We start from the raw sequence: 24,710 nt of genomic DNA, 5'->3' as shown, positions 1-24,710 counted from the left end.
GGTCAATTATTGCTTATGGATCCAAGCGGTGCTAAATGCCTCCTCCTTCGTTAGTTCACGGAGATAGGTTTGTGCCTCCTCGCTTGTCTCAAAGCTAGCGGCATAGAAGCGGTGTAGCCCTCGGCTAGAAACCAAAACACCCCCCTCATCGGCAAAGCGAAGGTAGTTGCTATTTTCATTGATAAACTTATGAGCCATGGTCTCATTTGGAAGCGTTGCCACCACCACATAGTAGCGACCTGGCTGCTCGCTCCCCTCCGTGATGCGGAAGCCTTCAAAGGTAGGTACTTGTACCTCATCCATCACTGGTGTGGGCTCCTCCTTCTGCTCCGCCACCTGCTCGGTGAGGAAGCCAGCTTGGTATTGCGTTACGTTGTTAGGTGATTGTAGCTTTTGATTGGGAATGAAGATCGCTGCCGCCACCATAGCAGCAGCAACTGAGCCATAACCTAGGCTTCTGAGATTGATAGGTAGGTAGTAGATGTGCCCCTTGAGCCCAGCCCGCCGCTCTGCCACTTTGGAGGTCGCTTTGGGGCGAGGTAGCATCGCTACTGGGCGTAGACCGTAGTAGTCAATGGAGAAGGGGTGGTGTGGATTGGGGATAAAGGTGAGATTCATCTCCCCTTTTGACTGTACCAACTTGCCCACTTCGCCGATCTCCACTACTCCGCTAGAGAGTAGTTGGGCTCGGAGCTCCTCAATGTCCTTCTCCATAATAGAGAGGGAGCGGCGATAGCCAAAGGAAAAGGCATCGCTGTAGCTCTTCACCAGCACCCCATCATTATCCTTCAGTGCTGCATTGAAGGAGATGCGACAGCGCCCTGGATAGATTAGTCCCTTCTGCTCATCTGCCACTGCTGGCTCGTGATGCACCAAAAAACCACCGATCCCTGGTACCACTACGCACTCCTCAGTGTAGAGAAGTTGCTCTATTTGCCTCGTTAGTCGTCTCATAATTCTACCTTATAATTCATTCTCCTATCACACAAAGATACCTATTTTTCCATAAACCGATAGTGGCGGTTGAAGGAAAACAAGGGAAAGATCTACCAATTTTCAAGAAAAAGAGTACCTTTGTGGTAGATAATAGTATCAGATAAACTAATAAATTAAACGTTATGAAGAGAAAATTAGCCCTCGCAGTAATGGCTGTCGTAGCTCTATTTGGTCTACAAGCCAATGCTCAGAATGTAATGCAAAAAGGCACTAGCATCGTATCTGGTAGCCTTGGTATCACTAGCAGTTCGCTCCCTATCTACGCCTCTTACGACTATGGTGTGGTAGATAATCTATTCCAAAGCCCTGATGCTGCCCTCTCTGTAGGTGCCCTCGGTGGTGTGGTCCTTGGCAAGCATACTCTAGGGTATGTAGTTGGTCCTCGTGTAGCGATGCACTACCACTTTATCCCTGAGCTAGATACCTATTTCTCCTTGATGCTCGGTGCTTATGGCTACCACTACAAAGACAAGAAAGAAGGGGTGGATATTAATAAGTGGACACATGACTTTGACTGGGGTACTCACATTGGTGCTCGCTACTTCTTTACCCCAACGGTGGGTATGTTCCTCGAGCTAGGATATGGATATTCTTATGCTAATGTAGGTCTCTCCTTTAAGCTCTAATCTTTAGATAGCAATCTATAAACAAAAATAGGCCGAAGGGGCAATCGCCCTTTCGGCCTATATATTTATATATGTTGGGTATAAAAAAGCACCCTCTCGGGGGTGCTTAGATGACTATGGTATAAGGGAGCAAAAGTGGAGTTGCAACTAAGCGATCGGCGAGTTGCAACTAAGCAAATGACGAGATGCAACTAACCAATTGCTTAGTTGCATCTCAATTGACGACTTGGTAGTATATTGGTTATCAGTTGGTTATAAGGGGGCTGAAATTCACCTATATTGGAGGTGTATTTGGGTGTTAGTACTTCATGGATCGGCTGACTAGTTCCACTACGTTGTATACCCCTATGATGTCTTTTAGGTGTAGCACGATGTCGGGATATTCGGGGTTGAGGCTGTGACAGGTGATGGTGTCATTTTCGAGGTCTTGGTCGATTACTTTTTTGATGATGATGCCCTCGGAGTAGGTGGCAAAGACAAAGTAATACCAGTTCTTACGGTGTAGACCTAGTGACCAATACTCTCGTGCCACTTCGCGACAAAGTACCTTATCCCCATCGCAAAGGGCATTGGTGGTGCCGTCGTCCATAGAGGCACCTCGGACGGTGAAAATATAGTAGCGACCTTTGTATCTGCGATCGACGGGGACGGAGAGGGTCTGCAACCCTTCAGGATCGGGGTCTCCGTATCCCGTAAGTCGCCCTGCCACTGCGGCATCAGGTATGATGGGGAAGCTCATCATCTCCGCCACTTTGTAGGGCGTTGCACTCTCTACCCCAGGCTCTTGTAGCGGCTTGATATAGACCTCCCCTCGCCCCCACAGGAGCCATTCTCTGCCATATTGCGGGAAGCGCTCATAGATGAGCTGCATGGTATTGTTGCTGGGCCGTGTCTTATTTTGCAAAGCTCTATAGATAGTGCTAGGGTGGGTGAGACCAATCTCCTTGGCAAAGTCTTGCACGCTGTATCCCTCCTGCTCTACCACGTAAGCGACACGTTTCCAGCGGGCACCACTTGCCTCATCGGGATCCACCTCTAGCTTGGTCCTCATATTGCCGGTACCATCGTAGAGCCAGTCGCTTGAGTACTCCTTTCCATAGACCTCCAGAAATCGGTCTAGGAAGCGATGCGACAGATACTCCGAAGCAAGGCTAAAGGCTCCTCGCACGGTGGAGATATTCATCTCCAACTTCTCCGAAAGATCGGCATAGTTTTCAATCAGATCCCTGCTGACTAGGCTCTCGTATATTTTGAGGAGCCGACGCTTGATCTGTAGCTTGTGCTTGGGGTCGATAGGTGGTTTCTGTGCCATAGAGTTGAGTGGTTACTTGAGTGGAAGCACCTCAATCCAATACCCATCTGGGTCTTGGATAAAGTAAAGACCCATTTCGTGATTTTCGAAGCAGATACAGCCCATCTCGCGGTGATACTCTCGCCATTGGTCGTAGTCGCCCTCTACGCGAAGGCAGAGGTGATACTCGAGGTCACCAAGATTGTAGGGCTCCTTGCGGTCGCGTAGCCAAGTGAGCTCTAGCGTAAAGCTGGTGGTACCGTCACCGAGGTATACTAGGATAAAGGAACCATCGGAGGCCTCCTTTCTCCTCACCTCCTTTAGGCCAAGTGCTTGCTCATAAAAGCGGAGGCTCTTCTCGAGGTCAAAGACATTGAAGTTGAAGTGATCGAATCGGCTCTTTAGCTCTATCATATTATCTCTGTTTATTTATTCATCAAATGTGGGATCGCTCTCGTAAAGGCGGTAGCGGATACGCCACCTGGCGCGCTCAGGGTCGTAGGCATTGGAGTAGATCTCTACCCGCCCTATCTGCTGGGTATGTGCCACATGGCTACCGATGCAGAGGCAGGTATCGTAATCGCCCACCTGCACGATGCGTACCGCCTCTGAGGAGTCGTGGGGGATGCGACTAAGGTCTACATCGTACTGCTCCGCCTCTTGGCGTGTGGTGGTGAGGTAGGTGACGGGTAGGTCTTGTAGGATGATCCTATTTACCTCCTCCTCGAGTAGCTGCGCCTCCTTATCGCCCATCGGTTGGGTGGTATGGAAGTCTAGCCGTGACTTCTTTCGCTCCACGTGGGCATTGATGCTCCGCCCGGTATCAAAGAGACGGCACATCGCCTGATTGATGATGTGCTCGGCGGTGTGCATCGGTGGGTATTCCTCCTTATTGTGGCTATTGTATTGTGGGTCTGGCATAGCTGGTAGAGTCCTTAGAGTGCAAAGGTAAATCGACCGATGATGTAGCCATCGGCAAAGATCTCTACACGATAGTTGCCCTCTACTAGATATTCCTCTATATCCCAGTACATAGTGAGGGTCGTTGCCTCGCCACCATACTCCACCTGTCGCTTGATAGAGTAGGGTACTTTGCCCCCTTCAAAATTGAAGTGACCGCTCTCGGCGGGCTTCTGTAGAAGTACCTCGTCGGGGGTGATGATACGCATATAGATGTCGCGGAAGCCTGGTTCGGCGGTGACATTCTTATCAATCGTAAAGCGGAATTCTAGCTGACGCATCTGCTGGATACGCTTGGTCTCCCGCCCTCTTGAATTGAGGCGCCGTACATTGAAGCTAGAGACAGAGAGCTTGCTGGCAAGGGTCACCTGCTCGGTTAGCTTTGCCTTTTCCTCCCGTAGCTGTGTCCGCTCGGAGGTCACTTGGCTTATCTGTCGCTTCACCTCTTGATTCTCTGTGCGTAGCTCGGCATTGGCTCTATTGAGGGAGTCAATCTGCACCACATAGTGCCTGAGTACTTTGCGGAGTGTCTCTAGCTCACGGCGTAGCTCGGAGATACGTGCTGCGTTGGTACTCTTCACTGTCCGAAGCTCCTCCATCAGGCGTTGTACCTTGGCCTGCTCCGACTCTAGCTGGTGGAGGATGGAGTCGTTGCTCACCTCTATCTTGAAGCCCTCGTACTGAAGTGCCACCTCGTTGTATTGCTCTTGTAGCTCTTGCTTCTCGATCTCAGCGATATTCTGAATGTCGGTGAGTTGGCGACGTTGGCGAAGGATGGTGTAGATGCCACCCGCTATCAGGAGTGCCAGTAGGATAGCCCCTACGATAATGAGTGCTTTCTTCTTGCGTTTTGCTTCTTCTGTAGACATACTATATCAGTTTTATTTTTGGCTCCTTAGTTGTCCCCTCTTCCATTGATAGGTCACCCCATCTGGCTTTATCCATTGTCCCGCTTCGGGATATAGTTTTTGGTAAAGCGGTAGGTCGAAAGTGGTGACTTTGGTTGATAAAAGTAGCTCCGTTGGTGACCATTGATAGCTGTAAGCGAGGGTACCGACTTCCGAGAGCACCCGCTTTGTATCGTTGCGATTCAGAAGCTCAGGGTCGGTCACCAACTGAGCTAGTGGCGGGAAGCGGAAGTAGCTCGAGGTATCAAGTCGCCGCCATTGCTTATCGTAAAAGATGAGCACCGACTGCCATGGCACTACCTCACTCGTCAGTACAATACTGATCATATAGCCTCGCCACCCCTTTGGCAGCACCTTTAGCTGCATACTACTCATCTCATCCAGCTGTAGCTCCAGGTAGTCTTGGGTGAGTGTGCGGATGTTTGACGCTGTGCTGGTGAGGGAGTTAGGGATCTCCTTTAGGGTATAGATACGTCCCTCCTTATGGGCATCGTACTGAGCTAGTAGATCTTTCTTTCGCTCCTCGCTGAGGGTGGGCATCACGGTCTGTGGCATTGAGAGAAATAGCTGACGGATATCGACTCTCGGTGCCGTGGCAGAGAGAGCTATCAGGAGGGTCAGTAGGCTGAGGGAGAGTCGTCGCATCACTTGAGTTGATTGAGTAGGTCGGGTTTGCCCTCATCTACTAGTCGGAGGATCAGCTCTCCGAAGAGAGAGTTTTGCCATGCAAACCACTCGCGGGTGAAGTTGGTCGCATCATCCTTGTGGAAGGATTCGTGCATAAATCCAGTGCCAGCATCGGTATCGAGTAGCATCTGTAGGCAATAGGCAATCTCTGCATCGTCCTTTGAGGTAAATGCCCTCATCATAATGCTCATCGGCCATACCATATCATACCCAATGTGTGGCCCGCCGATCCCTTCGCCGGCACTCCCTTTGAAGAAAAAGGGATTCTGCTCACTCAGCACAAACCTGCGGGTATTCTGATAGATAGGATCGTCCAATGCGACATCCCCTAGGTAGGGCATTGCTAGTAGACTAGGTACATTGGCATCGTCCATCAAGTAGTGGTTGCCAAAGCCATCCACCTCGTAGGCATAGATCTTGCCAAAGGTAGGGTGGTCGTAAACGGCATACTTCTGGAGTGCCTGCTCCACCTCATTGGAGAGGGCGGAACACTCCGCTGCAAGCTCAGGTAAATGGTTGACCGCGGTTAGGATCTCAGCCATCTTGCGAAGTGAGGTGACCGCCATAAAATTGCTAGGCACTAAGAACTGGAAGTGGGTGGAGTCGTCGCTTGGTCGGAAGGCACTTGCGATAAGCCCTACAGGGCAAACTGGCTCGCCCCATCCGATGTTGCTCTTACCGTCAGTACTACGGTCTGTAACCCTTAAAAAGCGGTAGCTTCCTCTCCCCTCCTTGCGTTGCTGGTCACGGAAAGTAGCGAGGATATTCTCCACTGCCTTCAGCCAGGTCGCATCGAAGATAGAGCTATCGCCCGTCGCCTTCCAATAGGCGTAGGCGAGGCGTATTGGGTAGCAGAGAGAGTCAATCTCCCACTTCCGCTCATACACACCAGGGAGCATCTGCGTCTCATCGCTCTCCGCCCACTTCGACATGATCGGTCCATCGAGAAAGGCATTGGCAAAGGGGTCAAGGTTGATTTGCTTCAGCTGCATACGGATCACCCCCTCTATCATTTGGCGGAGGTGGTCGTCTTCACCCACATACCTCAGGTAAGGCCAAACCTGCGCTCCACTATCACGGAGCCACATAGCGGCGATATCACCTGTGTAGACAAAGGTCTCGGGCAATCCCGCGTCATCTAGCCGGAAGTGCACGGTGGTATCTAGGGTGTTGGGCAGACAGTTGCCAAACATCCAGCGGAGTTTGTCGTGCGTTATTAGCTCCTGAACCCTCACGATATCACGCTCTATCACGGGCGAGGCAAAGAGACGCTCCTGCTCCTTTGGACGCTGGCTTTTATAGTCCGTTGCTGATGCCACTGAAAAAGTAACGAGTAGCAGGCAACATATCAGTATATTCTTCTTCATCATATTACATCAATTCGATATAGTCCTCCTTCTTCAGTACTGGCTTCATCGCAATTGGGATCACCTCATCACCCCGCTTAATCTCTACTACAATATCCTCAATGATAGGGTCGTGGACGTATGGGCGGTGGCTAAAGAGGTAGGTGAAGGCACCCTTGTACTTAGGGTTCTGCATCTTCTCAGCTATCTCCTTGTACTTATCTAGTCGCCAAAACTTATTGCCGTCAAAGCCATCGCTACTTGGGAAGCGAGTCTCCTCGTCGCGGAGCAGTAGGCTCTTCTTCAGAAAGGCGTGGTACCCATCGGTCATCGCCTTTACAGAGGCCTCCAGTGGCAAGCCATTGATGGTGAGGATACGGTCGCCCGGCAATAGCCCTGCTCGCTCTGCTGGACTTCCCTTCTCCACCCAGAGGAGTCGCTGTAAATCGTCGGCATCAAGGTAGATACCGATAGAGCGATAGGTGTTTTTGTGCATGACAAAGGTAGGGTTGGAGATATAGCGTAGAAAGGGGAAGTTGGAGAGCAATAGCGGTGCAAAGTTATCGGCATAGGTCTCCACACTATAGGCACTATTGAGCCGCTCCCTTGCCTGCACACTCCAGATCAACTTCTGTTGCTTTGCATCGGAGATCTGTACCACCATCGTCAGTAGGTGCGACCCTGTGAAGCTAGGCGCGTTGATGCTATGGAAAGGGTACTGCTGGATATCCCCAGTGTGTGCGTTGAAGCGATAATTCTTAAGACCCTTCTCCACGTCACTCTCAGCCCCTTCACGGTAGTTGGGGTTAACGGCGAGGTCAGCTTGCACTGCCACCACCAAGTCTCCTCCCTTCTCCTGATACTTCAGACCTTTACGTACCAGCTCTTCGTAGATACTACGCTCCAGCACCGTCGGCCTACGACCTGTAGCGAAGCTAAAGCTACGATACTGTGCAAAGTCAATACGCTCGGGAGCACGGTAGTTAAAAGGCATAGTAAACCGGCGAGTAGTCACATCCTCCACACTATACATATTGAAAGCCCGAGCCAACATCGCTTCCGAGATCGCCTGTGCAGGGACACAATGCTTGCGGATAGTGATCGGCTTCTTGCGGTACCCGAAATTGGTCACTTGTAGCTGCACACTTCCCGCATTGGGATCTAGGAGCACACGATTGATCTCCTCTTCGCTCATCTCCTGTGTATTGACCCCATTGATGGTCTCAATAATATCCCCAGGTTTTAGCCCCGCTTTGGCAGCAGGTTGATCGGGTACCACCTCCACTACTACCGCATAGGAGTCGCCCCAATTCGCCTGATAACTGATCTGATATAGTAGCCCTACTTCACACCGACTACTCTGTACACCCACCTTCTGAGCCATCACTGAGAGGGCACTCAGTAGGCAAAGGGCAGTCATTATAGTTATTCTCTTCATTGCTCTAGTCATTTTCAATAAGTTACTGATACCTCAAAGATACTAATTTTCAGCCACATTACGGAGTAAAAATGGGCCTTAGTTAGATGTAGATAAAGTATCCAGCGATACCGCCGAGGATAATCACGAGGATAGGGTGAATCCACCTCATCACCACTGCCACAAAGGCTAGGAGGAAGAGGATCACACTAGTAAGGTCCACGAAGTTTTCTTTATTCAGAAGAAGCAAAAAGGCAGCTCCGATCAGCCCAACAGCGGCAGGGCGGATCCCCACAAAGAGAGCGTTGAAGTGCCGATTATTCTGAATGCGTGCAAAGGAGACGGAGATGAGCAGCACCAGCACAAAAGAGGGGATCATCACCGAGACGGTGGCAGCAACAGAGCCCCACACAGAGCCGGTAACGGTATAGCCTATATAGGTGGCGCTATTGATACCTATAGGGCCAGGGGTCATCTGCGAGACCGCCACAATGTCGGTAAACTCTTGCATTGTGAGCCAACCATAGTTGGTCACCACCTCCTCCTGAATTAGGGAGAGCATCGCATACCCTCCACCAAAGCCTACCAAACCAATCTTGAGGTAGACCAAAATAAGCTGTAGGTAGATCATTTCTCCTCACCTCCTTTCGACCGAACTATATATATGGTGTAGAACCAGCCCAAAAAGGCCGAAATAAAAATCACCGCTACAGGGCTCACCCCCAGTAACCAGATGCTCAGCGCCACTACAATAGGGATCCACACCCACTTCCATCCAAGTCCCAAAGCCTGCCATACCGTGATGGTAGGGGCGGCAATGAGGGCAACCACTACTGGGCGTATCCCTTTGAAGATCGCCTCCACCGTCGGGTTGTCCTTTACATCACTAGCAAACATCGCCAGCAACAAAATGATCACAAAGCTCGGCATGGTGCCGAAAAAAGCACACACGAGAGCCCCCAAGAAGCCCTGAATGCGGTACCCCACAAAGATAGCAATATTCACCGCCAAGATTCCTGGAAGTGACTGTGCCATTGCAAAGAGGTCGATAAATTCTTTATCCTCTAGCCAACCATACTTATCCACCACTTCGGTGCGGATCAATTGGATCATAGCCTGACCGCCCCCAAAGGTAAAGCCACCAATGAGGAAAAAGGTCTTCGCCATTTGCAATAACTGGCGCCAATTGCGTCGTTTCTGTAGCCCTTTCTCTTTCATATCTACAAAGATACCATTTTATCTCCCTATCCTCCCCAATAAATGCCACAGCTAGGTGAGGGAGATGTGGGTGACTTGATCGGGGGAAACCGTCTCCTGCATAAAGTAGTCGGCCATGGTGGCAAAGCGGTGGTCGGCCTCGGTAGTGGCGTAGCGAGCCTCGCCGTTGGTGGTGAGTCGCTCCTCCATCTCTGGGTGTCGCCGTAGGTAGTCAAGGAGAGAGTGTGCCACTATCTCGCCCTGGGCGATTACTTGGATCTCCTTGGGAAGAGCTTGCTCTATTCTGGGAAGCAGAAGCGGATAGTGAGTGCAGGCGAGGATCAGTGCCTCCATTTTTGGTGCTGCACTCTGGAGAAGCGAGAGGTCACGCTGAATAAAGTAATTGACCCCCACATTGTCATCAATCTCACCCCGCTCCACAAGGGCCGCCCAAAGGGGCGTTGCCTTTTGTACTAGGTGGGCGTTGGGAGCATACTTCTCCATCTCAATCTGATAGGAGTGGCTCGCAACGGTTGCTTCTGTTGCTACCAGTCCCACCTGCATCGGTTGTTGCTCAGTACATCGGCCGAGGTACTCCACCGTCGGACGTATCACCCCAAGGATTCGCCGTGTAGGGTCGGAACTATTGGGAAGGTCACACATCTGCAACTGCCGGAGGGCTCGTGCCGAAGCGGTGTTGCAGGCGAGGATCACCAGCGGACAGCCTTGACTAAATAGATAAGCCACCCCCTGGCGAGTGTAGCGGTAGATTAACTCAAAGGAGTGCGATCCATAGGGGGCACGAGCATTATCCCCGAGGTAGAGGTAGTCGTATTGGGGCAACCACTTACGTAGCTCCCCAAGCACGGTCAGCCCTCCATATCCCGAGTCAAAGACCCCTATGGCACCTTTGCCCCGCAACATCAGGGGTTAATAATGATTTCGCGTCCGAAAGGAGCCAAAGCCACCTTAGCCATCTTGAAGTGCTTTGTTCCCCAAGGAATACCTACGATGGTGATACAAAGGAGTAGCCCTATTGCTACGTGGGTAATAGCGATCCAGATGCCCGCAAATATTGCCCAAAGGATATTACCAAGTAGCCCAATAGGATTGCGGCTAGAGGGCGTTACCTCGCTCCCAAAGGGGAAGAGCATTACCATTCCTAGTTTGAAGGATTGCAGACCGAGTGGAATACCAATGATGGTGACGCAAAAGATCAATCCTGCGGTGAAGTACTCCAAGGCCGAAGCCAATCCGCCACAGATCCACCAAACAATATTAAGAAGTAGATTAACCATAACCTATATATAATGTGTAACTAACTAATTAAATCGCTCACCCTCGGGAAAGCTATTGCCGAGGAGGTAATCATGGATAGTGGTGCGTCGCTTATTGGGAAATTGCACCTCCCACAGCTCCACAGCCCCTTCAGTGCAATGCACCACCACCGACTCCTTCGTCACCCGATACTCCCCGGGCTGTAGCCCTTGTAGCGAAGGGCAAGGGGTTGCCTTGAAGACCTTGATCTCCTCCTCCCCCTGTGTGGCAATCGCCGAGGGGTAGGGGCTCATAGCCCTAATCCGTAAAGCTATAGCGTGTGCCGACTCTTGCTGAAAGCTGAGGAGCCGGTCCTCCTTAAATATCTTAGTGGCATAGCGAAGCCCCTCCACCTTTGGTTGAGGCTTAGGGGAGAGGGTTCCTTGCTCCAATCCCTGTATGGTTTTGAAGGTCACCTCCGCACCCAGTTGCATCAACTTATCGTGGAGCGAGCCCCCTGTCTCCTCGGGAGTGATGGCCACCTTTTCTTGTAGTAAAATATTGCCCTCATCAATGCCCTCATTCAGGAGAAAGGTAGTCACCCCCGTCTCCTTCTCGTCATTAAGGATCGCATGCTGAATAGGTGCCGCCCCTCGATACTGCGGGAGTAGAGAGGCGTGGAGGTTAAACGTGCCCAAGCGGGGCATCGCCCACACCTCACGGGGGAGCATCCTAAAAGCAATCACAATAAATAGGTCGGCTCCGAGTGCCTTGAGCTCGGCATGAAACCCTTCGTCACGTAAGTTCTCAGGCTGTAGGATAGGCACGTTAGGGCAATACTTCATCGCCACCTCCTTCACTGCCGAAGGACGTAGCTTATGCCCTCGCCCAGCCGGCTTATCGGGGTTGGTCACCACTCCTACCACCTCTGCCCCTTGCTCAAGGATATACTGTAGGATATAGCTGGCAAAGTCGGGAGTTCCGAAATATACTATCTTCATCTTATTCTTAATCTCCTCCAAAGTTATCATTCAGTACCTCGCGGTATTGGTTGAATATCTGCGACTTAGAGACAAAGCCGAGATACTTCCCCTCCTCGTCTTCTACAGGGAGGTTCCAAGCCCTCGTATCATCAAAGAGCTTCATCACCTCATCCATACTCATCCCCACCACTACACGCGCTTCGGGAGATACCATAAAGGTCGCCACCTTGAAGCGATCGTAGAGCTCGGGTCGGAACATGATATTGCGGATATTATCCAGTAGCACCATCCCCACCATACGTCCCTTGTCATTCACCACCGGGAAAATATTGCGCTTACTCTCGCCAAAGATACGCACCGTATCGCCCAGCGTCATGTCGGGCGAAAGGATGCTAAAGTCGTTTTCAATCACGTGATCCACCTGCATCAGCGTCATCACCGCCTTATCCTTATTGTGCGTCAGCAGTTTCCCCTCCTCCGCCAACCGTAGCGAGTAGATACTGTGGGGTAGGAAGAGCTTAATCGTACCATAGGCAGTGGTGGAGACCACCAGAAGGGGGAGAAATAGATTGTACCCACCTGTCAGCTCAGCGATGAGGAAGGTACCCGTCAGCGGGGCATGCATCACCCCTGCCATTACCCCCGCCATGCCCATGAGGGCAAAGTTGTCGGTAGGGAGGTAGATATTGAGACCCGAGATATTTATTACATAGCTAAAGGCAAAGCCCACCAGTGCACCCACAAAGAGACTAGGCGCAAAGACACCGCCGGCTCCACCACCCGCATTGGTCGCCACCGTGGCAAAAACCTTTGCCAGTACCGCTAATGTCAAGAAGAGGGGAAGTGCCCACGTGGTACCGGTTAGTTTCTCGAAGAAAGAGCCTTGCATCACCCGCTGTGGCTCGGCGCTAATCAGTGTGCTGATAGAGTTATACCCCTCACCGTAGAGTGGGGGAAGCAAAAATATCAGCGTGCTGAGGATCGCCGCGCAGACCAGAAACCTCTCCCAATAGTGTGTCATCCCTTTCAGCTTGCGCTCCAGCCCAAAGGAGATCTTGGTGAAGTAGAGCGAGGCGAGTCCGCAAAGAGCTCCTAGTACGATCACCCACGGCATCCTACCCAGTGTAAAGGCCTCTGTCGCTTCGTAGGCAAACTGTGCCTCGGTACCAAAGATCAGGTAAGAGAAAGAGGCAGCGGTTACCGAGGAGATAAGTAGCGGTAGTACAGAGGTGAGGGTGAGGTCCATCAGCAGCACCTCCACCACAAAGATAAGTCCCGTGATCGGTGCCTTGAATATCCCCGCTACCGCCCCCGCTGCACCACACCCGAGGAGGAGCATTAGGTTTTTATGCTCTAGGTGAAAGAAGCGACCGATGTTGCTCCCGATCGCCGAACCAGTCATCACGATAGGCGACTCCGCACCTACCGAACCACCCATGCCAATGGTGATAGAGGAGGCAACAATAGAGCTCCACATATTGTGTGGCTTCAGCCGACTCTTACGCTGGCTAAGGGCATAGAGAATCTTGGTGACGCCGTGGCTGATATCATCACGCACAATGTACTTCACAAAGAGGTAGGTAACGAAGACACCCACCACCGGCGTGATCAGGTAACCGATATAGAGGTCGTCGACCTCGGAGAAGGACGCTGCGTGGTCCGCAATCCAATGGATCGACCCCTTTAGGATCGCAGCTGCAAAGGAGCAGAGCACCCCAATCACGAAGGCAAGTATCAGGATAAAGATCTGCTCTGGAATGTGCTTTTCGCGCCACTCCAAAATCTTTAGCACCGATTTATGCTCCTTGCTCATCCTATCTTAGTACCTTGAATTGTCCATCCACCTCCAGCTTGATAATGCTCGAGGCAGTGGCAGGCCTCCTATCGCCTTGTCGATATTTCACTACATAGTCCACCCCTTCGAGTATCTCTTGAGAGAGCTCTCCGAAGTGTGCCGGACTAGGTGCTCCCGATACATTGGCAGAGGTGCTCACAATTGGCTTCTTAAATCTTAGGCAAAGATCCCTACAGAAGGGCTCACTCTCCACCACTCGGATCCCCGCACTCCCATCCTCTGCCAAAAGGTTGGGTGCCAATCCATGCACCCCAGGGTAGATCACCGTGAGTGGGGTGGGGCTTGCCTCAATCAGGTCGTAAGCGATCTCAGGCACCTCCTTCATAAGCCCTTGCAACTTGGCCGAGCTATCTACAATAGAGATCAGAGCCTTGGCACTCGCTCGGTGCTTTAGTTCAAAGACCTTCCGCACCGCCTCCTCGTTCGTCGCATCACAACCAATGCCCCAAATCGTATCGGTAGGGTAAAGGATCACCCCACCCGCCTCCAGCACCCTCAGTGCCTCGGCTAAGTCCTCCCGCTCGTATCGTTCGTCTACCTCCATACTGTTCCTCTGATTTTGATAGCGAAGTTACCACTTTTCTAGGTAAACTCCTAATCAAGCGAGGCTGTGATGAAAGGGCAACGTATTCAAGAGGGCTCCCGTATAGTTTTTAGCGGGGTCCTTACGCTAAGTGGTGTCGTTCGTTTATTCAATAATCTCTTCTGGTATCAACCCTATATTCCGTATGCGTGCGGAATGGATTCCGCAGGGCTACGGAATACGTTCCGCACGCATACGGAATGCATTCCGCACCCTATGCGGAATATGTGGACGGTATATCATCGCATTCCTGAATGTGTATACACTCCGTCCCCTCTATTCCTGAAAATGTAGACACATTGTGAGGAAATGAATAGCCTTAGTCCGACCTCCCACGGGGGAAGGTCGTAGGGTTGGTGTTGGTTTCGGTCTTTCTCCCGATCCTTCGACACTTGGGAGCGGGTAGCCTTCAAATGGGGCTACAACCTTTTTTTGGGGACAGGGGTTGCGCATTAGAAAGGTTTGTGCGGTATTCATTTGAGTGTCTATGGGTAAAGAACCTCTCCGAGGTCCTTCCGATCTATCAGTTCCTTTGCTGGGTATAAGTCAAGGATGAGGTGCAGGGTCTTTTCTAATGCGTAACTCCTGGGAGGACCTCGGCAGAGGTCCGTGCTAAATAGGCACAGGTCAAGGCACGCAGTGCCGAAGACCTGTGTATAATGAGGCGTATAGGTCAAAATGGTGGGTAAAACAGCCTAATAGCCATTTTCGTACTGAAGTATAGGTCAAAATGGTGGGCGAAGTAGAAGAAAAAAAACAGATACCTTTGTTCGTTGACCTATAAGTCTATAATAATAAGGGAGCGAAAGAGAATCTCTTTCGCTCCCTTATTTAAGGAAGATCTACGGGTCAAAACATATAACCGATGGACAGAAAGACGGTATGAGACTGACCATAAGGGGTCACATTCTTGTAGTTGTCAGCTGCCATCTCATCTGCATCCTTGATGGGGAAGCCATACTTGTATCCGGCACCGAAGAAGAGCATATTCCCATACTTCAAGGGGATGCCAAAGTCGCACCTTACGAGCGGTCCAGCACTGATCAGGCTGTAGTCGGAGTGAAGGTCACCGGTAACACATCCACTCAGGGAAGGAATGACATATACAGACTTTAGGTCAAGCGGCACCTGCAGACCCGCAAAAGCATTGAAGCTAAAAAGGGTCACTCGCTTGATGAACTCCTGAGGTACCTCCACTTCCTTGCGATCTTTCAACAAGAAGCTCGGATCCTCCGTTATCAGTGCCGTATCATCCACGAGGCAGGGCTGATTGAATCCTACAGACCCGCCATAAGTGAAGTACGTCCCGAGGGATGAGCGGAGCCCGAGGTAGGAGGCCATCCCAAAGTGTGGCGTTAGGTTTTTAGCCAGATCCGCAGTGTAGATAAGCTCGCCTGAAAGCGCACCCGTGACCATCTTATGTGGTGGCAGAGCGAGGACTTGACCCCGGTCATCCTTAATGACCAGCTCACCCTTGCGGTGAGGATCGTAGTACTTCACCACCTTATCTATGTCCTCAAACTCCCACTTCAGTCCTCTCACATAGCTACAGAGCTCCGGATCATCGGCAAGGAATCTGACCACTCCGCCTCTAAACTGAGATCCTTCATAGTTGATCCCGTGTACCAGAGCAACCTTTCTTAGGATACCTCCGCGTTTCTCCAAGAATAGTGGGAAGCTGGGCTTTACAACAGCCATACTTCCTCCACTACGTATGATCCGCTGCTCGTTGCCGATGAAGAAGATGTCCCCATTCTCATCAATCTTGTACGAAGAGGCCAGGAGGTAGGCCGTAAGCTCAGGTCCCCTATCTACGAGAGTCATCCATGCGGCATTGCTTTGCAGGAAGGTGGAGAACTTTTTGTACTCAAAGCGATAGCTCGAGTCCGGTTTCTTGGGGTTGCTTAGCTCGATGCCTTTCAGATCCTCGGACTTGAAGGTGCCGGCTGAATGGGCGAGGGCGAGGTCATCGAAGAGCTTGAGCTCCTTGTCCCCCGACATAGGCATCCTAAGATACCCTGTGTAGGTAGCTCCTTCCTTGGTCTCCAATTGCGCCTTGCAGACATCCCTTGGCTCCGAGGTGAAGAGCTTCATCAAGCCACAGCCTGAGAGAAGCATCATAAGCCCGATCAGGATCGATAAGTTATATGCCAGTTTCATAATAATAACGAAATGAATAGGATAGGTAATCGGCTATCTATGCAACCTGTATTGCAACTCAATAACCACGTTACAAAGGTAATAAAAAAAAGGCGTATAGGTCAAAATGGTGGGTAAAACAGCCTAATAGCCATTTTCGTACTGAAGTATAGGTCAAAATGGTGGGCGAAGTAGAAGAAAAAAACAGATACCTTTGTTCGTTGACCTGAAACGTAGCCGGCTCTGCAGGGGTGCAACCGGTGAGGGATACGGTCAATGGAGTCAGAACAGTTTACACTGACAGGGGAGGGGTACTATTGCCCCTCCTCTTTTTTGGATGTAAACTGGGCGATATCCCTATGCCTAAAAAACCCATCCACGAATCGTTTCTTGTGAGCTTGGGACATTCCATTATGCGCTCTAAGACGGCTTTTGAGTGCAGTAAATAGCCCTTCAATGGCGTTATTGGTTTTAGGGATCTGTATATCCGGATGTTCCTCGTAAGTAAAGAGTGTAGGGAGGTATTGACGAAAGGAAAAGTGGGCTGATCTAAGTGATTTGTGCGTGTATTGCCATTTGCCGTTTTCATCATTTATTGTCTTCTCCTTGAGAAAAGTATCCCACTTGGTCTCCCACTTTTTGAGCTGCGAGCAGAATGTGATACGGGATATCTTTCCTACACTCATAGCAAGTGCCAGAAGCTCTTGAGACGCAGGTAGTTTGGGTCGAAGAGTAAGTTTTCGTCGGACGATTGCGATAAAGTGATACTGGCACATTTGTGTGGGAAAATGCTTCAGTGCCACATCAAGACCGACTCCTCCATCAGTTACCACTGCCAATATATTATAGCCCCCTTCCTCTATCTTTTTAAGGGCTGTTGCGTAGTCCACTTTGCTTTCGTGAGAGATCCACTCCCGATAGAGTACGCAACCACTTTTATCGTCCAACGCAACGATTAGTCCTTGGTTTCTACCCCAATACGTCGCATCTATGTGAATAACTCCCTCGCTTAATATGGGCGTCTTAAAGTCAACTGAGACCTCCTGAAGTCTCCGTTTTATCGTGCTCGGACTTACTCCAAGTGCTTCCGCGATTTTAGCCTGCGATAAGCCACTCTGGTACAAGTCCCATATCTGCTCCTTACTTATGTGCCTTTTTCCTGTGAACGATGAGCCACAGTTCTTGCACAAATATCTCTTGTGTGTACCCCTGCGTCCATGACTAATCACACTGAGGCTCCCACACTTCGGACATTTTTTGGTTCATTTTTTCGCCTTTTCAAATGCTCAAAGATACGATAAACACTGGCTTATCCCCCTGTATCACCCACCGTTTTGACCTATACATTTGCGTTGGCTCACTTTTAACACTTCAAAGCTTTTCAAACCCTTATATGTCTCTCTATACCTAGAAAAGACCTTTAACTCACCCACCATTTTGACCTATAAGTCTATAATGATTTACAAAACACCCTTACGACCCCGGCCGAGGGGTCGGACAACCCTATCTCTAGGTCTGACCCCTCAGCTGGGGTCAAGGAGGTGGTGAATAGGCTCTTACACACAGGTCGTTCGGGGCTAATGCCCCTCCGACCTGTGCCTATTTAAGAGGGACCTCTGCCGAGGTCCTTACTGCATTATCCTCAACAGTTTGTATATGATCATTCGTACAACTGTCTCTTCTAATGCGTAGCGTTGCCTCTTTTTTGCGGAGGTGGTGTGGGTGTGTGGGGTTATTGTGCTAGGATTTGGGTAAGTTTGCAGAGTATAATATTATTGTATTGAGTTGATGAGCAAGAAGAGGATCGTTAGGGAGAAACCGGTGGAGAACCGCCGTAGTCGGTCGGGTGAAGAGATTGAACTAGGGGGTAGTCTGAGGGAGCGAGCAGGTCGTTTCTTCAGGGGCATGATGGGTAAGGAGCGTATGCTCCCCGTCTCCATTGGTTTGCTACTCTTTGGTCTGGGTCTTTTTATGCTCTATGCCTTTGTCACCTATCTCTTTGAGGGGTCTGCGGACCAGAGTGTGTTGCTCGATCCCGACCTTGCCGATGTGGCGGCTCAGGCCGAGGCGATGCAGGGAAGTAGTGGGGTGGTAGGGATGCATCTGATGCATCTTATGGTGAATGAGTGGGTAGGACTAGGAGTGATTTTTGTGATCATCCTTCTCCTCGCTATGGGTCTTGGTTTGTTAGGGCCTGCCAAGGTCAATTACCCGAAGCTGATTATCTTTTCCACTATTGCTACCTTTTGGACGTCGCTTTTCTCTGCTACTATATTCCGTCCTATCGCAGCTAGTTTTTTCTTTTACCCAGGTGGCATTTTGGGGGAGACGGTACGGGTTTGGCTAGAGATGAGGGTAGGAGGTTTTGGCCTTTGGCTGGTGATTATCCTGACCCTCTTGCTGGTGCAATTTCTATTTTTCCAGGGGATTCGTGCCAAGTACAACCGTTGGGCAGAGGCGAAGCGCACTGGTGTGAAGAGTGACGAAGCGCCTAAGCGAAAGGGGCTGCTATCGTGGTTCCGACGCAATAAGTCGGTGGACGATGGCGATGACGAGGGAGAGCTCCTTGAGGATATCCCTGAGGATCCCTATGTAGCCCCTTCTGAAACGAGTGAATTGGCGGAGGAGGAAGAAGAAGAGACGCCTCAAGCCCCTATCACGATTACCTTGGAGCAAGAGGAGGCACCAGCACCTCCGATGCCTCGGCCTGCCCCTATCATCCATAGGAGTGAAGCGGGAGATGGGGTGGATATGGTGGTGATGGACAACCGCAGTATGCAGGACGAGGTGACCAGTGCCGAGCTACGTGCCAAGCAACTGGTGGAGGAACAGGGGGAGTATGACCCTACCCTAGAGCTGGCTGGCTTTGAGATGCCTTCGGCCGACCTCCTCAAGAAGTACGAGCAGCAAAATGAGGAGATAGATACGGAGGAGATAGAGCAGAATAAGCGGCTGATCACCACTACTCTGGAGAGTTTCAGGATAGGGATTAAGTCGATTAGTGCCACGGTGGGCCCTGCCATTACGCTCTATGAGGTGGTGCCAGAGGAGGGTATTCATATCTCTCGTATCCGTGGACTGGAGGATAATATCTCTATGAGCCTTTCGGCGATGGGGATTCGTATCATTGCACCGATGCCGGGCAAGGGGACGATCGGTATGGAGGTGCCAAATAAAAAGCCTCAGGTGGTGAGTATGCGTTCGGTGATTCTCTCCAAGAAGTTTGCCGAGAGTACCGCGGCCTTGCCAGTGGCGCTCGGGCGTACGATCACCAATGATGTCTTTGTCTTTGACCTTGCCAAGACACCGCACCTCCTGGTGGCGGGAGCAACGGGTCAAGGTAAGTCGGTGGGTCTGAATGCTATTATCACCTCTTTGCTCTACAAGCTTCACCCTTCGGAACTGAAGTTTGTGATGGTGGACCCTAAGATGGTGGAGTTTAGCCCTTATCGGCAGATTGAGAAGCACTATATGGCGAAGCTACCCAATGAGGATCAGGTGATTATCACCGACCCTAAGCGAGTGCAAGGGACGCTGGAATCGCTCTGTGTGGAGATGGACGACCGCTATGAGCTACTCTCGTCGGCGCATGTGAGGAATATCAAGGAGTACAATCAGAAGTTTAAGCAACGGCTGCTCAATCCGGAGAAGGGGCATAAGTTCCTTCCCTACATTGTGCTGATCATTGATGAGTATGGCGACTTGATGCTCACGGGAGGTAAGGAGATTGAGGCACCGATCACCCGCTTGGCACAGAAGGCGAGAGCGGTGGGTATCCATGCGATTATCGCTACGCAGCGACCCATGGCGTCGATTATCACGGGGGCTATTAAGGCCAACTTCCCAGGGCGACTTGCCTTTAAGGTCTCTTCGGGTATTGATTCTAAGATTATCCTGGATGCTCAAGGGGCTAATCGTCTGATTGGACGTGGGGATAGCCTTTTCACTACGGGCAACGACCTCACCCGTGTGCAGTGTGCCTTTGTAGATACCCCTGAGGTGAATAGTTTGGTGAAGTTTATCTCTGACCAGAGAGGGTTTAGGGAGGCGTACGAACTACCAGAGGTGAAGCCTGAGGGTAGTGACCTCGCTGGTTCTCTGGCTACTGGCGAACTAGATCCTAGTAATTGGGACGAATTCTTTGAGGCGGCCGCCCGTAGGATTGTGCTGGATAACCGCCCTTCGGCCAGCTACATTCAGCAGATATTTGGAGTGGGTTACAACCGTGCTTCTCGTATTATGGTGCAGCTGGAGCATGCGGGCATTATCTCGGGTGCTGATGGCAATAAACCACGTGAGCTTCTCATCACTACGGAGGAGCAGTTGGAGCAGTTTTTTGAAGACAATAGAAAGTAAGGATGATGGGTATAAGGAGATGGCTACTGGCGTTGCTCCCACTGTTATTTGCCTTTTCGGCCGAAGCACAGGAGCAGACGCTACAAAAAGCAAAGCGATATTTAGATGCCTCTAAAGGTCTACAGATAGAGTATCAGCTGACGATTGGGGAGGATAGTGAGCAGGGAAGTTACTATGCACTAGGCGAGGACTTTTGCCTGGAGAGCCCTTCGATACGTGCGTGGCACCAAGGGGGCAACCTGTGGGTCTACATTCCGCAGAATGGGGAGGTCAATCTTACCCAGCCTTATAAGGAGGACCTACTAGAGCTCAATCCTCTGCTCAACCTTAACCGCATCTCTGCCAAGACTTTTAACCTCAAGGAGTCGACTACAGGGGCGGTGACGACCATCAAGGCGACCCCTAAGCAGAAGGAGGAGATAGAGTGGCTAGAGGTGCACCTCAATAGCCAGTGCGAACCGCTCTCTATGCGGGTGAAACAGAGAAGTATATCGGTGCCGATTGTGCTGAAGGTGACTAAGCTACGGCAGAGTGCCACGGCTCAGATGAAGCAGAAGGGCTTCTTTCGCTTTGATGCGAACAAACTCCCAGGGGTGGCGGTTATAGATTTAAGGTAACTGTTTAATGACTAATAAGATATAGAGATATGGAAACAATCAAGACGAAGCTACTCATCATAGGGGGCGGACCAGCAGGATATACTGCGGCGATCTATGCCTCAAGGGCCAATCTTTCTCCCGTGCTAGTGGAGGGAATGCAGCCAGGCGGGCAATTGACTACTACCACTGATGTGGAGAACTTCCCCGGCTATCCCGAGGCGGTGAATGGCACGCAGATGATGATGGATATCAAGAAGCAGGCGGAGCGCTTCGGCACCGATATGCGTGATGGTGAGGTGACAAAACTCGACCTCTCGCAGCGTCCGTTTAAGGTGGAGATCAATGGTGGCGACTCTGAGATTATTACCGAGAGCATCATCATCGCCACTGGTGCAAGTGCCAAGTACCTAGGTCTGCCCGATGAGCAGAAGTATATGGGTATGGGCGTTAGCGGTTGTGCCACTTGCGATGGCTTCTTCTACCGTGGTCAGGAGGTGGCTGTGGTAGGTGGTGGAGATACCGCTTGCGAGGAGGCTCTTTACCTCTCTCAGATCTGTAAGAAGGTCTACCTCATGGTGCGTCGTGATGAGCTACGTGCCTCAAAGGTGATGCAGGACCGTGTGCTGAAGAAGGAGAATATTGAGGTGCTCTGGAAGCAACAGGCCGAAGGACTTTATGGGGAGAATGGCGTCGCTGGTGTCCATGTGGTGAAGAATAAGGGCGAGGCGAATGAGGAGCGTTATGACCTACCAGTACAAGGCTTCTTCCTCGCCATCGGGCACAAGCCTAATGTCGACTTCCTCGGCGGGCAGATTGAGCTCGACAAGCAGGGGTATATCCTCACGAAGGACGGTATGCCTAATACCAATGTAGAGGGCGTCTTTGCTGCAGGTGATGTGGCTGACCCTCACTTCCGCCAAGCGATTACCGCTGCGGGTAGTGGCTGTAAAGCTGCGATGACGGCGGAGCGTTTCCTTGGCGAAAACCCACTGAAGTAACGACTTTGCACGCTGGGTTCCACTGCAAAGGACCTCGCAGAGGTCCTTATCCTTTGAATTTAGACGGTTCGGAGCTCTATCTCATCGTCGGTAGCGACGGTGAGGTAGAGCTTTTCTATTGCTAGGTATTGGGAATGGACGGTTTGTGCCACCTGGTTCCCGCTGTCGGTGGTAGCGATGCAGAGGGTAGGGGAGACCATCTCTATCTGGTTGATGCCTTTGGAAAGCTGCTCCGAATGGGCTTTGTAGACCGCTTCTTTGGCGGTCCAGAGTTGTATTGGTGGAAGTCCGTACTTATTTAGAAGGGTTTGCTCTTCAGCGGTACTATAGCGAGGCAAGGTCCGCTCAGCCTGCTGGACCTTCTCCTCTACATCAATGCCTAGTGGCGTTCCTAGCGGTCCGATAGCCACTGCCAGCCAGTGCTGAGAGTGCGAGATTGAGAGGGCACAATCGGGGTGCTCCTCTAGCCTTGGTCGCCCCTTAGTAGTATATGAAATAGGAGAGGAAAGTACCCGTTGCTTCGCCCTTTGTACCGCCTCTCCTCGCTCCAGTTCCTGCTCTATCGGCGTGAGAAAGATCAGCACCTTCGGGCTCATTCCTCTGCTTCTGCTTCGCCCTCAGTGTCGGGATAAAACTGCACCTTGCTAATACGCCGGCGCCCCATTTCACGCACCACAAAGCGGTGTTTGCGGATATAGATCTCCTCACCCACTGTAGGGAAGTCGCCCTTTGCCTCCAGTAGCATTCCACCGAGGGTGTCCACCTCCTCCATCTCCTCCTCGATCTCCTTGTAGTCGGGCACTCCGGTGATACGCAGGAAGTCCACAATCCCTATCTTGGCGTCGAATAGAATACTCCCATCGGGTTGCTCCGTGTAGAGCACCTCCTCATCGGTATCGTATTCATCTTCAATCTCCCCCACGATCTCCTCGAGTAGGTCCTCCATGCTCACTAGTCCGCTAGTGCCACCAAATTCATCCACCACTATGGCGAGATGAATCTTTTCCGTCCTAAACTCTTCTAGTAGACTATTGATCCGCTTGCTCTCTGGCACAAAGAAAGGCTCCCTAATCAGCGGTTGCCACGCAAAGTCATCGCCCTCCGAGAGGTGCGAGAGTAGGTCTTTGGCATAGAGGACTCCCTTGATATTATCGATCCGTTCATCGTAGACAGGCATACGCGAGTACCCTTTTTCCACAATCAGCTCCTTGACACTCTGAAAGCTATCCTCAAGGTCTACCGCCACAATATCCATACGGGGAGTCATCACATCATTGACTGTTTTGCGATGAAAACGGACAATCCCATGGAGGAGTTGCTGCTCCTCTTGGTCATCGGTGGTCAGGGCAATAGCCCGTTCGAGATCGCTCTCCGTCACCTTGCTCTCCTTACTGATAAAGGGTTTAGTGGCTCCGGCTCCTATCTTCACTAGGAGGTGGACGATTGGCTGAGTCACCTTCATCAGGTATCGGAATGGACCAATCATAAACTTCGTAGCCGCAAGGGCGTGGTTTTGGAAGTAGACCTTCGGGATAATCTCACCAAAAAGGAGGACCAAAAAGGTGATACCGATCACCTGTACTATAAAGCCCAAAGTCTGTGCCTCGCCGAAGTCAAAGAGTCGGCTCACGGCATAGCTCGTGAGCATGGTGATGGCAATATTCACGAAGTTATTCATCACCAAGATAGTGCCGAGTAGGTAGTCCGAATTGGCAAGTGCCTCTAGCACCTGCTTCTCTCGCTTCTCTGAGCTCTCCTCGAGCTGCTCAATATCCTTGGGGCGGAGTGAGAAAAAGGCCACCTCCGAGCCTGAAAAGAAACCACTCAATACCAAGCAAATAAGTGCCAGGATGAGTGCAATGATCACTGGTGTGGTGATGGGATAGGTCACTACACCTTCGAATAAACTGGATAAATAACTCGGGTCGTCCAAAATATCTATTGGTCTATATTATTAGCGGTTGTGTGCTCAATCAAAAGGGCAATCCATCGGGATTTTTCTCTAGCTCCTCAAAGAGGTGCCCGTATCGCTCTTGTACCTTCTTCTCCGTTGGGGTAGTAGTGGCCACCTCCTTTCTCTTAAGAAAGGTGATCTCCTTGGCGATGATAAAGGTATGCGTGGTAAACTGCCCTTGCTTATTGTAGCTACGTGTATAGGTCAGCCGCCCCGATACCTCCACCAAATCCCCAGGGAGTAGCTTGGTACCTACCTCCTCTGCGAGTGCCCGATAACAGATAATCCTATGCCAGTCGGTCACCTCTCCACTGCACTCCAGTGCCTCCTCGGTGAGATGGGTAGGGGCATGTGTAGCGAGTGAGAAGCGTACAGCACAGGTGGTAGGGTCGTACCACCGTATGTTGGGCTCCTTCCCCACATAGCCTACCAGACGGATAGCATTTACTGTTTGGTCGTCCATTCAATTGGTATCCTTTGTTTTACGCCTCAAAGATACCTATTTTTTGATAATTGGAGTGTTTCCCCCCTGATGATTACATTGGTGCCTCATCGCGA

At 51.0% G+C, this 24,710-nt stretch carries 23 protein-coding genes and 1 pseudogene; 4 read left to right on the top strand and 20 right to left on the bottom strand.

Annotated elements, in window-relative coordinates; all coding sequences use genetic code 11:
* Positions 1-6 precede the first annotated feature (6 nt).
* The gene (locus MWL85_RS09940; RefSeq protein ID WP_070707947.1) at positions 7-954 is read right to left on the bottom strand and encodes an HU domain-containing protein; all 948 of its coding nucleotides are present in this window, start codon (positions 952-954) and stop codon (positions 7-9) included.
* A gap of 164 nt (positions 955-1,118) precedes the next feature.
* Here MWL85_RS09940 and MWL85_RS09935 point away from each other — a divergent pair, with 164 nt between their 5' ends.
* Positions 1,119-1,622 (top strand): hypothetical protein, encoded by a 504-nt coding sequence (locus MWL85_RS09935; protein ID WP_018027499.1) that lies wholly within the window; start codon positions 1,119-1,121, stop codon positions 1,620-1,622.
* A 298-nt stretch (positions 1,623-1,920) separates the two neighbouring features.
* Here the strand turns inward: MWL85_RS09935 and MWL85_RS09930 are convergent, their stop codons facing one another.
* The 16 genes and pseudogenes from MWL85_RS09930 to MWL85_RS09855 form a co-directional block, all read right to left on the bottom strand.
* Positions 1,921-2,934, bottom strand: coding sequence for a S24 family peptidase (locus tag MWL85_RS09930; RefSeq protein WP_021903262.1), 1,014 nt, complete (start codon positions 2,932-2,934; stop codon positions 1,921-1,923).
* A 12-nt stretch (positions 2,935-2,946) separates the two neighbouring features.
* Complete coding sequence (locus MWL85_RS09925; RefSeq protein WP_026161600.1) at positions 2,947-3,324, bottom strand: VOC family protein; 378 nt, start codon at positions 3,322-3,324, stop codon at positions 2,947-2,949.
* An 18-nt stretch (positions 3,325-3,342) separates the two neighbouring features.
* Entirely contained in the window at positions 3,343-3,834 is a 492-nt protein-coding gene (locus tag MWL85_RS09920) for an alanyl-tRNA editing protein (protein ID WP_070707949.1), read from the bottom strand.
* Positions 3,835-3,848: 14 nt separating this feature from the next.
* Positions 3,849-4,742, bottom strand: a complete 894-nt coding sequence (locus MWL85_RS09915; RefSeq protein WP_018027495.1) for a DUF8429 coiled-coil domain-containing protein — start codon at positions 4,740-4,742, stop codon at positions 3,849-3,851.
* Positions 4,743-4,754: 12 nt separating this feature from the next.
* Complete coding sequence (locus MWL85_RS09910) at positions 4,755-5,426, bottom strand: DUF3256 family protein (protein ID WP_244400583.1); 672 nt, start codon at positions 5,424-5,426, stop codon at positions 4,755-4,757.
* Entirely contained in the window at positions 5,426-6,838 is a 1,413-nt protein-coding gene (locus MWL85_RS09905; RefSeq protein WP_244400582.1) for a glycoside hydrolase family 125 protein, read from the bottom strand. The genes MWL85_RS09910 and MWL85_RS09905 overlap by 1 nt, the downstream gene beginning before the upstream one ends.
* Position 6,839: 1 nt before the next feature.
* The gene (locus MWL85_RS09900) at positions 6,840-8,252 is read right to left on the bottom strand and encodes a PDZ domain-containing protein (protein ID WP_244400581.1); all 1,413 of its coding nucleotides are present in this window, start codon (positions 8,250-8,252) and stop codon (positions 6,840-6,842) included.
* An 82-nt stretch (positions 8,253-8,334) separates the two neighbouring features.
* On the bottom strand, positions 8,335-8,862 hold the full coding sequence (locus MWL85_RS09895) for a chromate transporter (protein ID WP_021903269.1): 528 nt from the start codon (positions 8,860-8,862) through the stop codon (positions 8,335-8,337).
* Positions 8,859-9,449 carry a chromate transporter gene (locus MWL85_RS09890; RefSeq protein WP_244400580.1) on the bottom strand — a complete coding sequence of 197 codons (591 nt, stop codon included), beginning with the start codon at positions 9,447-9,449 and terminating at the stop codon, positions 8,859-8,861. The genes MWL85_RS09895 and MWL85_RS09890 overlap by 4 nt, the downstream gene beginning before the upstream one ends.
* Before the next feature lie 51 nt (positions 9,450-9,500).
* Positions 9,501-10,352: a glutamate racemase gene (murI, locus tag MWL85_RS09885; protein WP_021903270.1), complete on the bottom strand. Its 852-nt coding sequence runs from the start codon at positions 10,350-10,352 to the stop codon at positions 9,501-9,503.
* A complete protein-coding gene (locus MWL85_RS09880; protein WP_244400579.1) occupies positions 10,352-10,726 on the bottom strand; it encodes a YccF domain-containing protein in 375 nt (124 codons plus the stop codon). Before MWL85_RS09880 ends, murI begins: the two co-directional genes overlap by 1 nt.
* 24 nt (positions 10,727-10,750) lie before the next feature.
* Complete coding sequence (gene fmt, locus MWL85_RS09875) at positions 10,751-11,686, bottom strand: methionyl-tRNA formyltransferase (RefSeq protein WP_244400578.1); 936 nt, start codon at positions 11,684-11,686, stop codon at positions 10,751-10,753.
* Positions 11,687-11,693: 7 nt separating this feature from the next.
* Positions 11,694-13,481, bottom strand: coding sequence for a chloride channel protein (locus MWL85_RS09870; RefSeq protein ID WP_244400577.1), 1,788 nt, complete (start codon positions 13,479-13,481; stop codon positions 11,694-11,696).
* Position 13,482: 1 nt separating this feature from the next.
* Complete coding sequence (locus tag MWL85_RS09865) at positions 13,483-14,067, bottom strand: L-threonylcarbamoyladenylate synthase (protein WP_070707962.1); 585 nt, start codon at positions 14,065-14,067, stop codon at positions 13,483-13,485.
* A gap of 888 nt (positions 14,068-14,955) precedes the next feature.
* Positions 14,956-16,266 carry a hypothetical protein gene (locus MWL85_RS09860; RefSeq protein WP_244400576.1) on the bottom strand — a complete coding sequence of 437 codons (1,311 nt, stop codon included), beginning with the start codon at positions 16,264-16,266 and terminating at the stop codon, positions 14,956-14,958.
* 293 nt (positions 16,267-16,559) lie between these two features.
* Positions 16,560-17,489 (bottom strand): annotated as a pseudogene (locus MWL85_RS09855) (IS256 family transposase, variant Zn-binding type); the annotation flags it as partial.
* A 544-nt stretch (positions 17,490-18,033) separates the two neighbouring features.
* Between MWL85_RS09855 and MWL85_RS09850 the strand changes: the two are divergent.
* From MWL85_RS09850 to trxB, 3 genes are read left to right on the top strand one after another with little or no spacing between them, the layout of a single operon-like run.
* Complete coding sequence (locus tag MWL85_RS09850) at positions 18,034-20,601, top strand: DNA translocase FtsK (RefSeq protein ID WP_244400574.1); 2,568 nt, start codon at positions 18,034-18,036, stop codon at positions 20,599-20,601.
* A gap of 2 nt (positions 20,602-20,603) precedes the next feature.
* On the top strand, positions 20,604-21,218 hold the full coding sequence (locus tag MWL85_RS09845) for a hypothetical protein (RefSeq protein ID WP_244400573.1): 615 nt from the start codon (positions 20,604-20,606) through the stop codon (positions 21,216-21,218).
* Positions 21,219-21,247: 29 nt separating this feature from the next.
* Positions 21,248-22,198, top strand: a complete 951-nt coding sequence (trxB, locus tag MWL85_RS09840; RefSeq protein WP_244400572.1) for a thioredoxin-disulfide reductase — start codon at positions 21,248-21,250, stop codon at positions 22,196-22,198.
* Positions 22,199-22,257: 59 nt separating this feature from the next.
* Here the strand turns inward: trxB and MWL85_RS09835 are convergent, their stop codons facing one another.
* From MWL85_RS09835 to MWL85_RS09825, 3 genes are read right to left on the bottom strand one after another with little or no spacing between them, the layout of a single operon-like run.
* Entirely contained in the window at positions 22,258-22,794 is a 537-nt protein-coding gene (locus tag MWL85_RS09835) for a 4'-phosphopantetheinyl transferase family protein (protein WP_244400571.1), read from the bottom strand.
* Positions 22,791-24,131 carry a hemolysin family protein gene (locus tag MWL85_RS09830; RefSeq protein WP_244400570.1) on the bottom strand — a complete coding sequence of 447 codons (1,341 nt, stop codon included), beginning with the start codon at positions 24,129-24,131 and terminating at the stop codon, positions 22,791-22,793. Before MWL85_RS09830 ends, MWL85_RS09835 begins: the two co-directional genes overlap by 4 nt.
* A gap of 40 nt (positions 24,132-24,171) precedes the next feature.
* Entirely contained in the window at positions 24,172-24,615 is a 444-nt protein-coding gene (locus MWL85_RS09825; protein ID WP_244400569.1) for a single-stranded DNA-binding protein, read from the bottom strand.
* Between the last annotated feature and the right edge of the window lie 95 nt (positions 24,616-24,710).

It is taken from the genome of Porphyromonas somerae (genome assembly GCF_022845615.1).
Classification (GTDB): domain Bacteria; phylum Bacteroidota; class Bacteroidia; order Bacteroidales; family Porphyromonadaceae; genus Porphyromonas_A; species Porphyromonas_A somerae.
The sequence above is the reverse complement of the archived record's forward strand: the minus strand, read 5'-3'. Positions and strand labels throughout refer to the sequence as shown.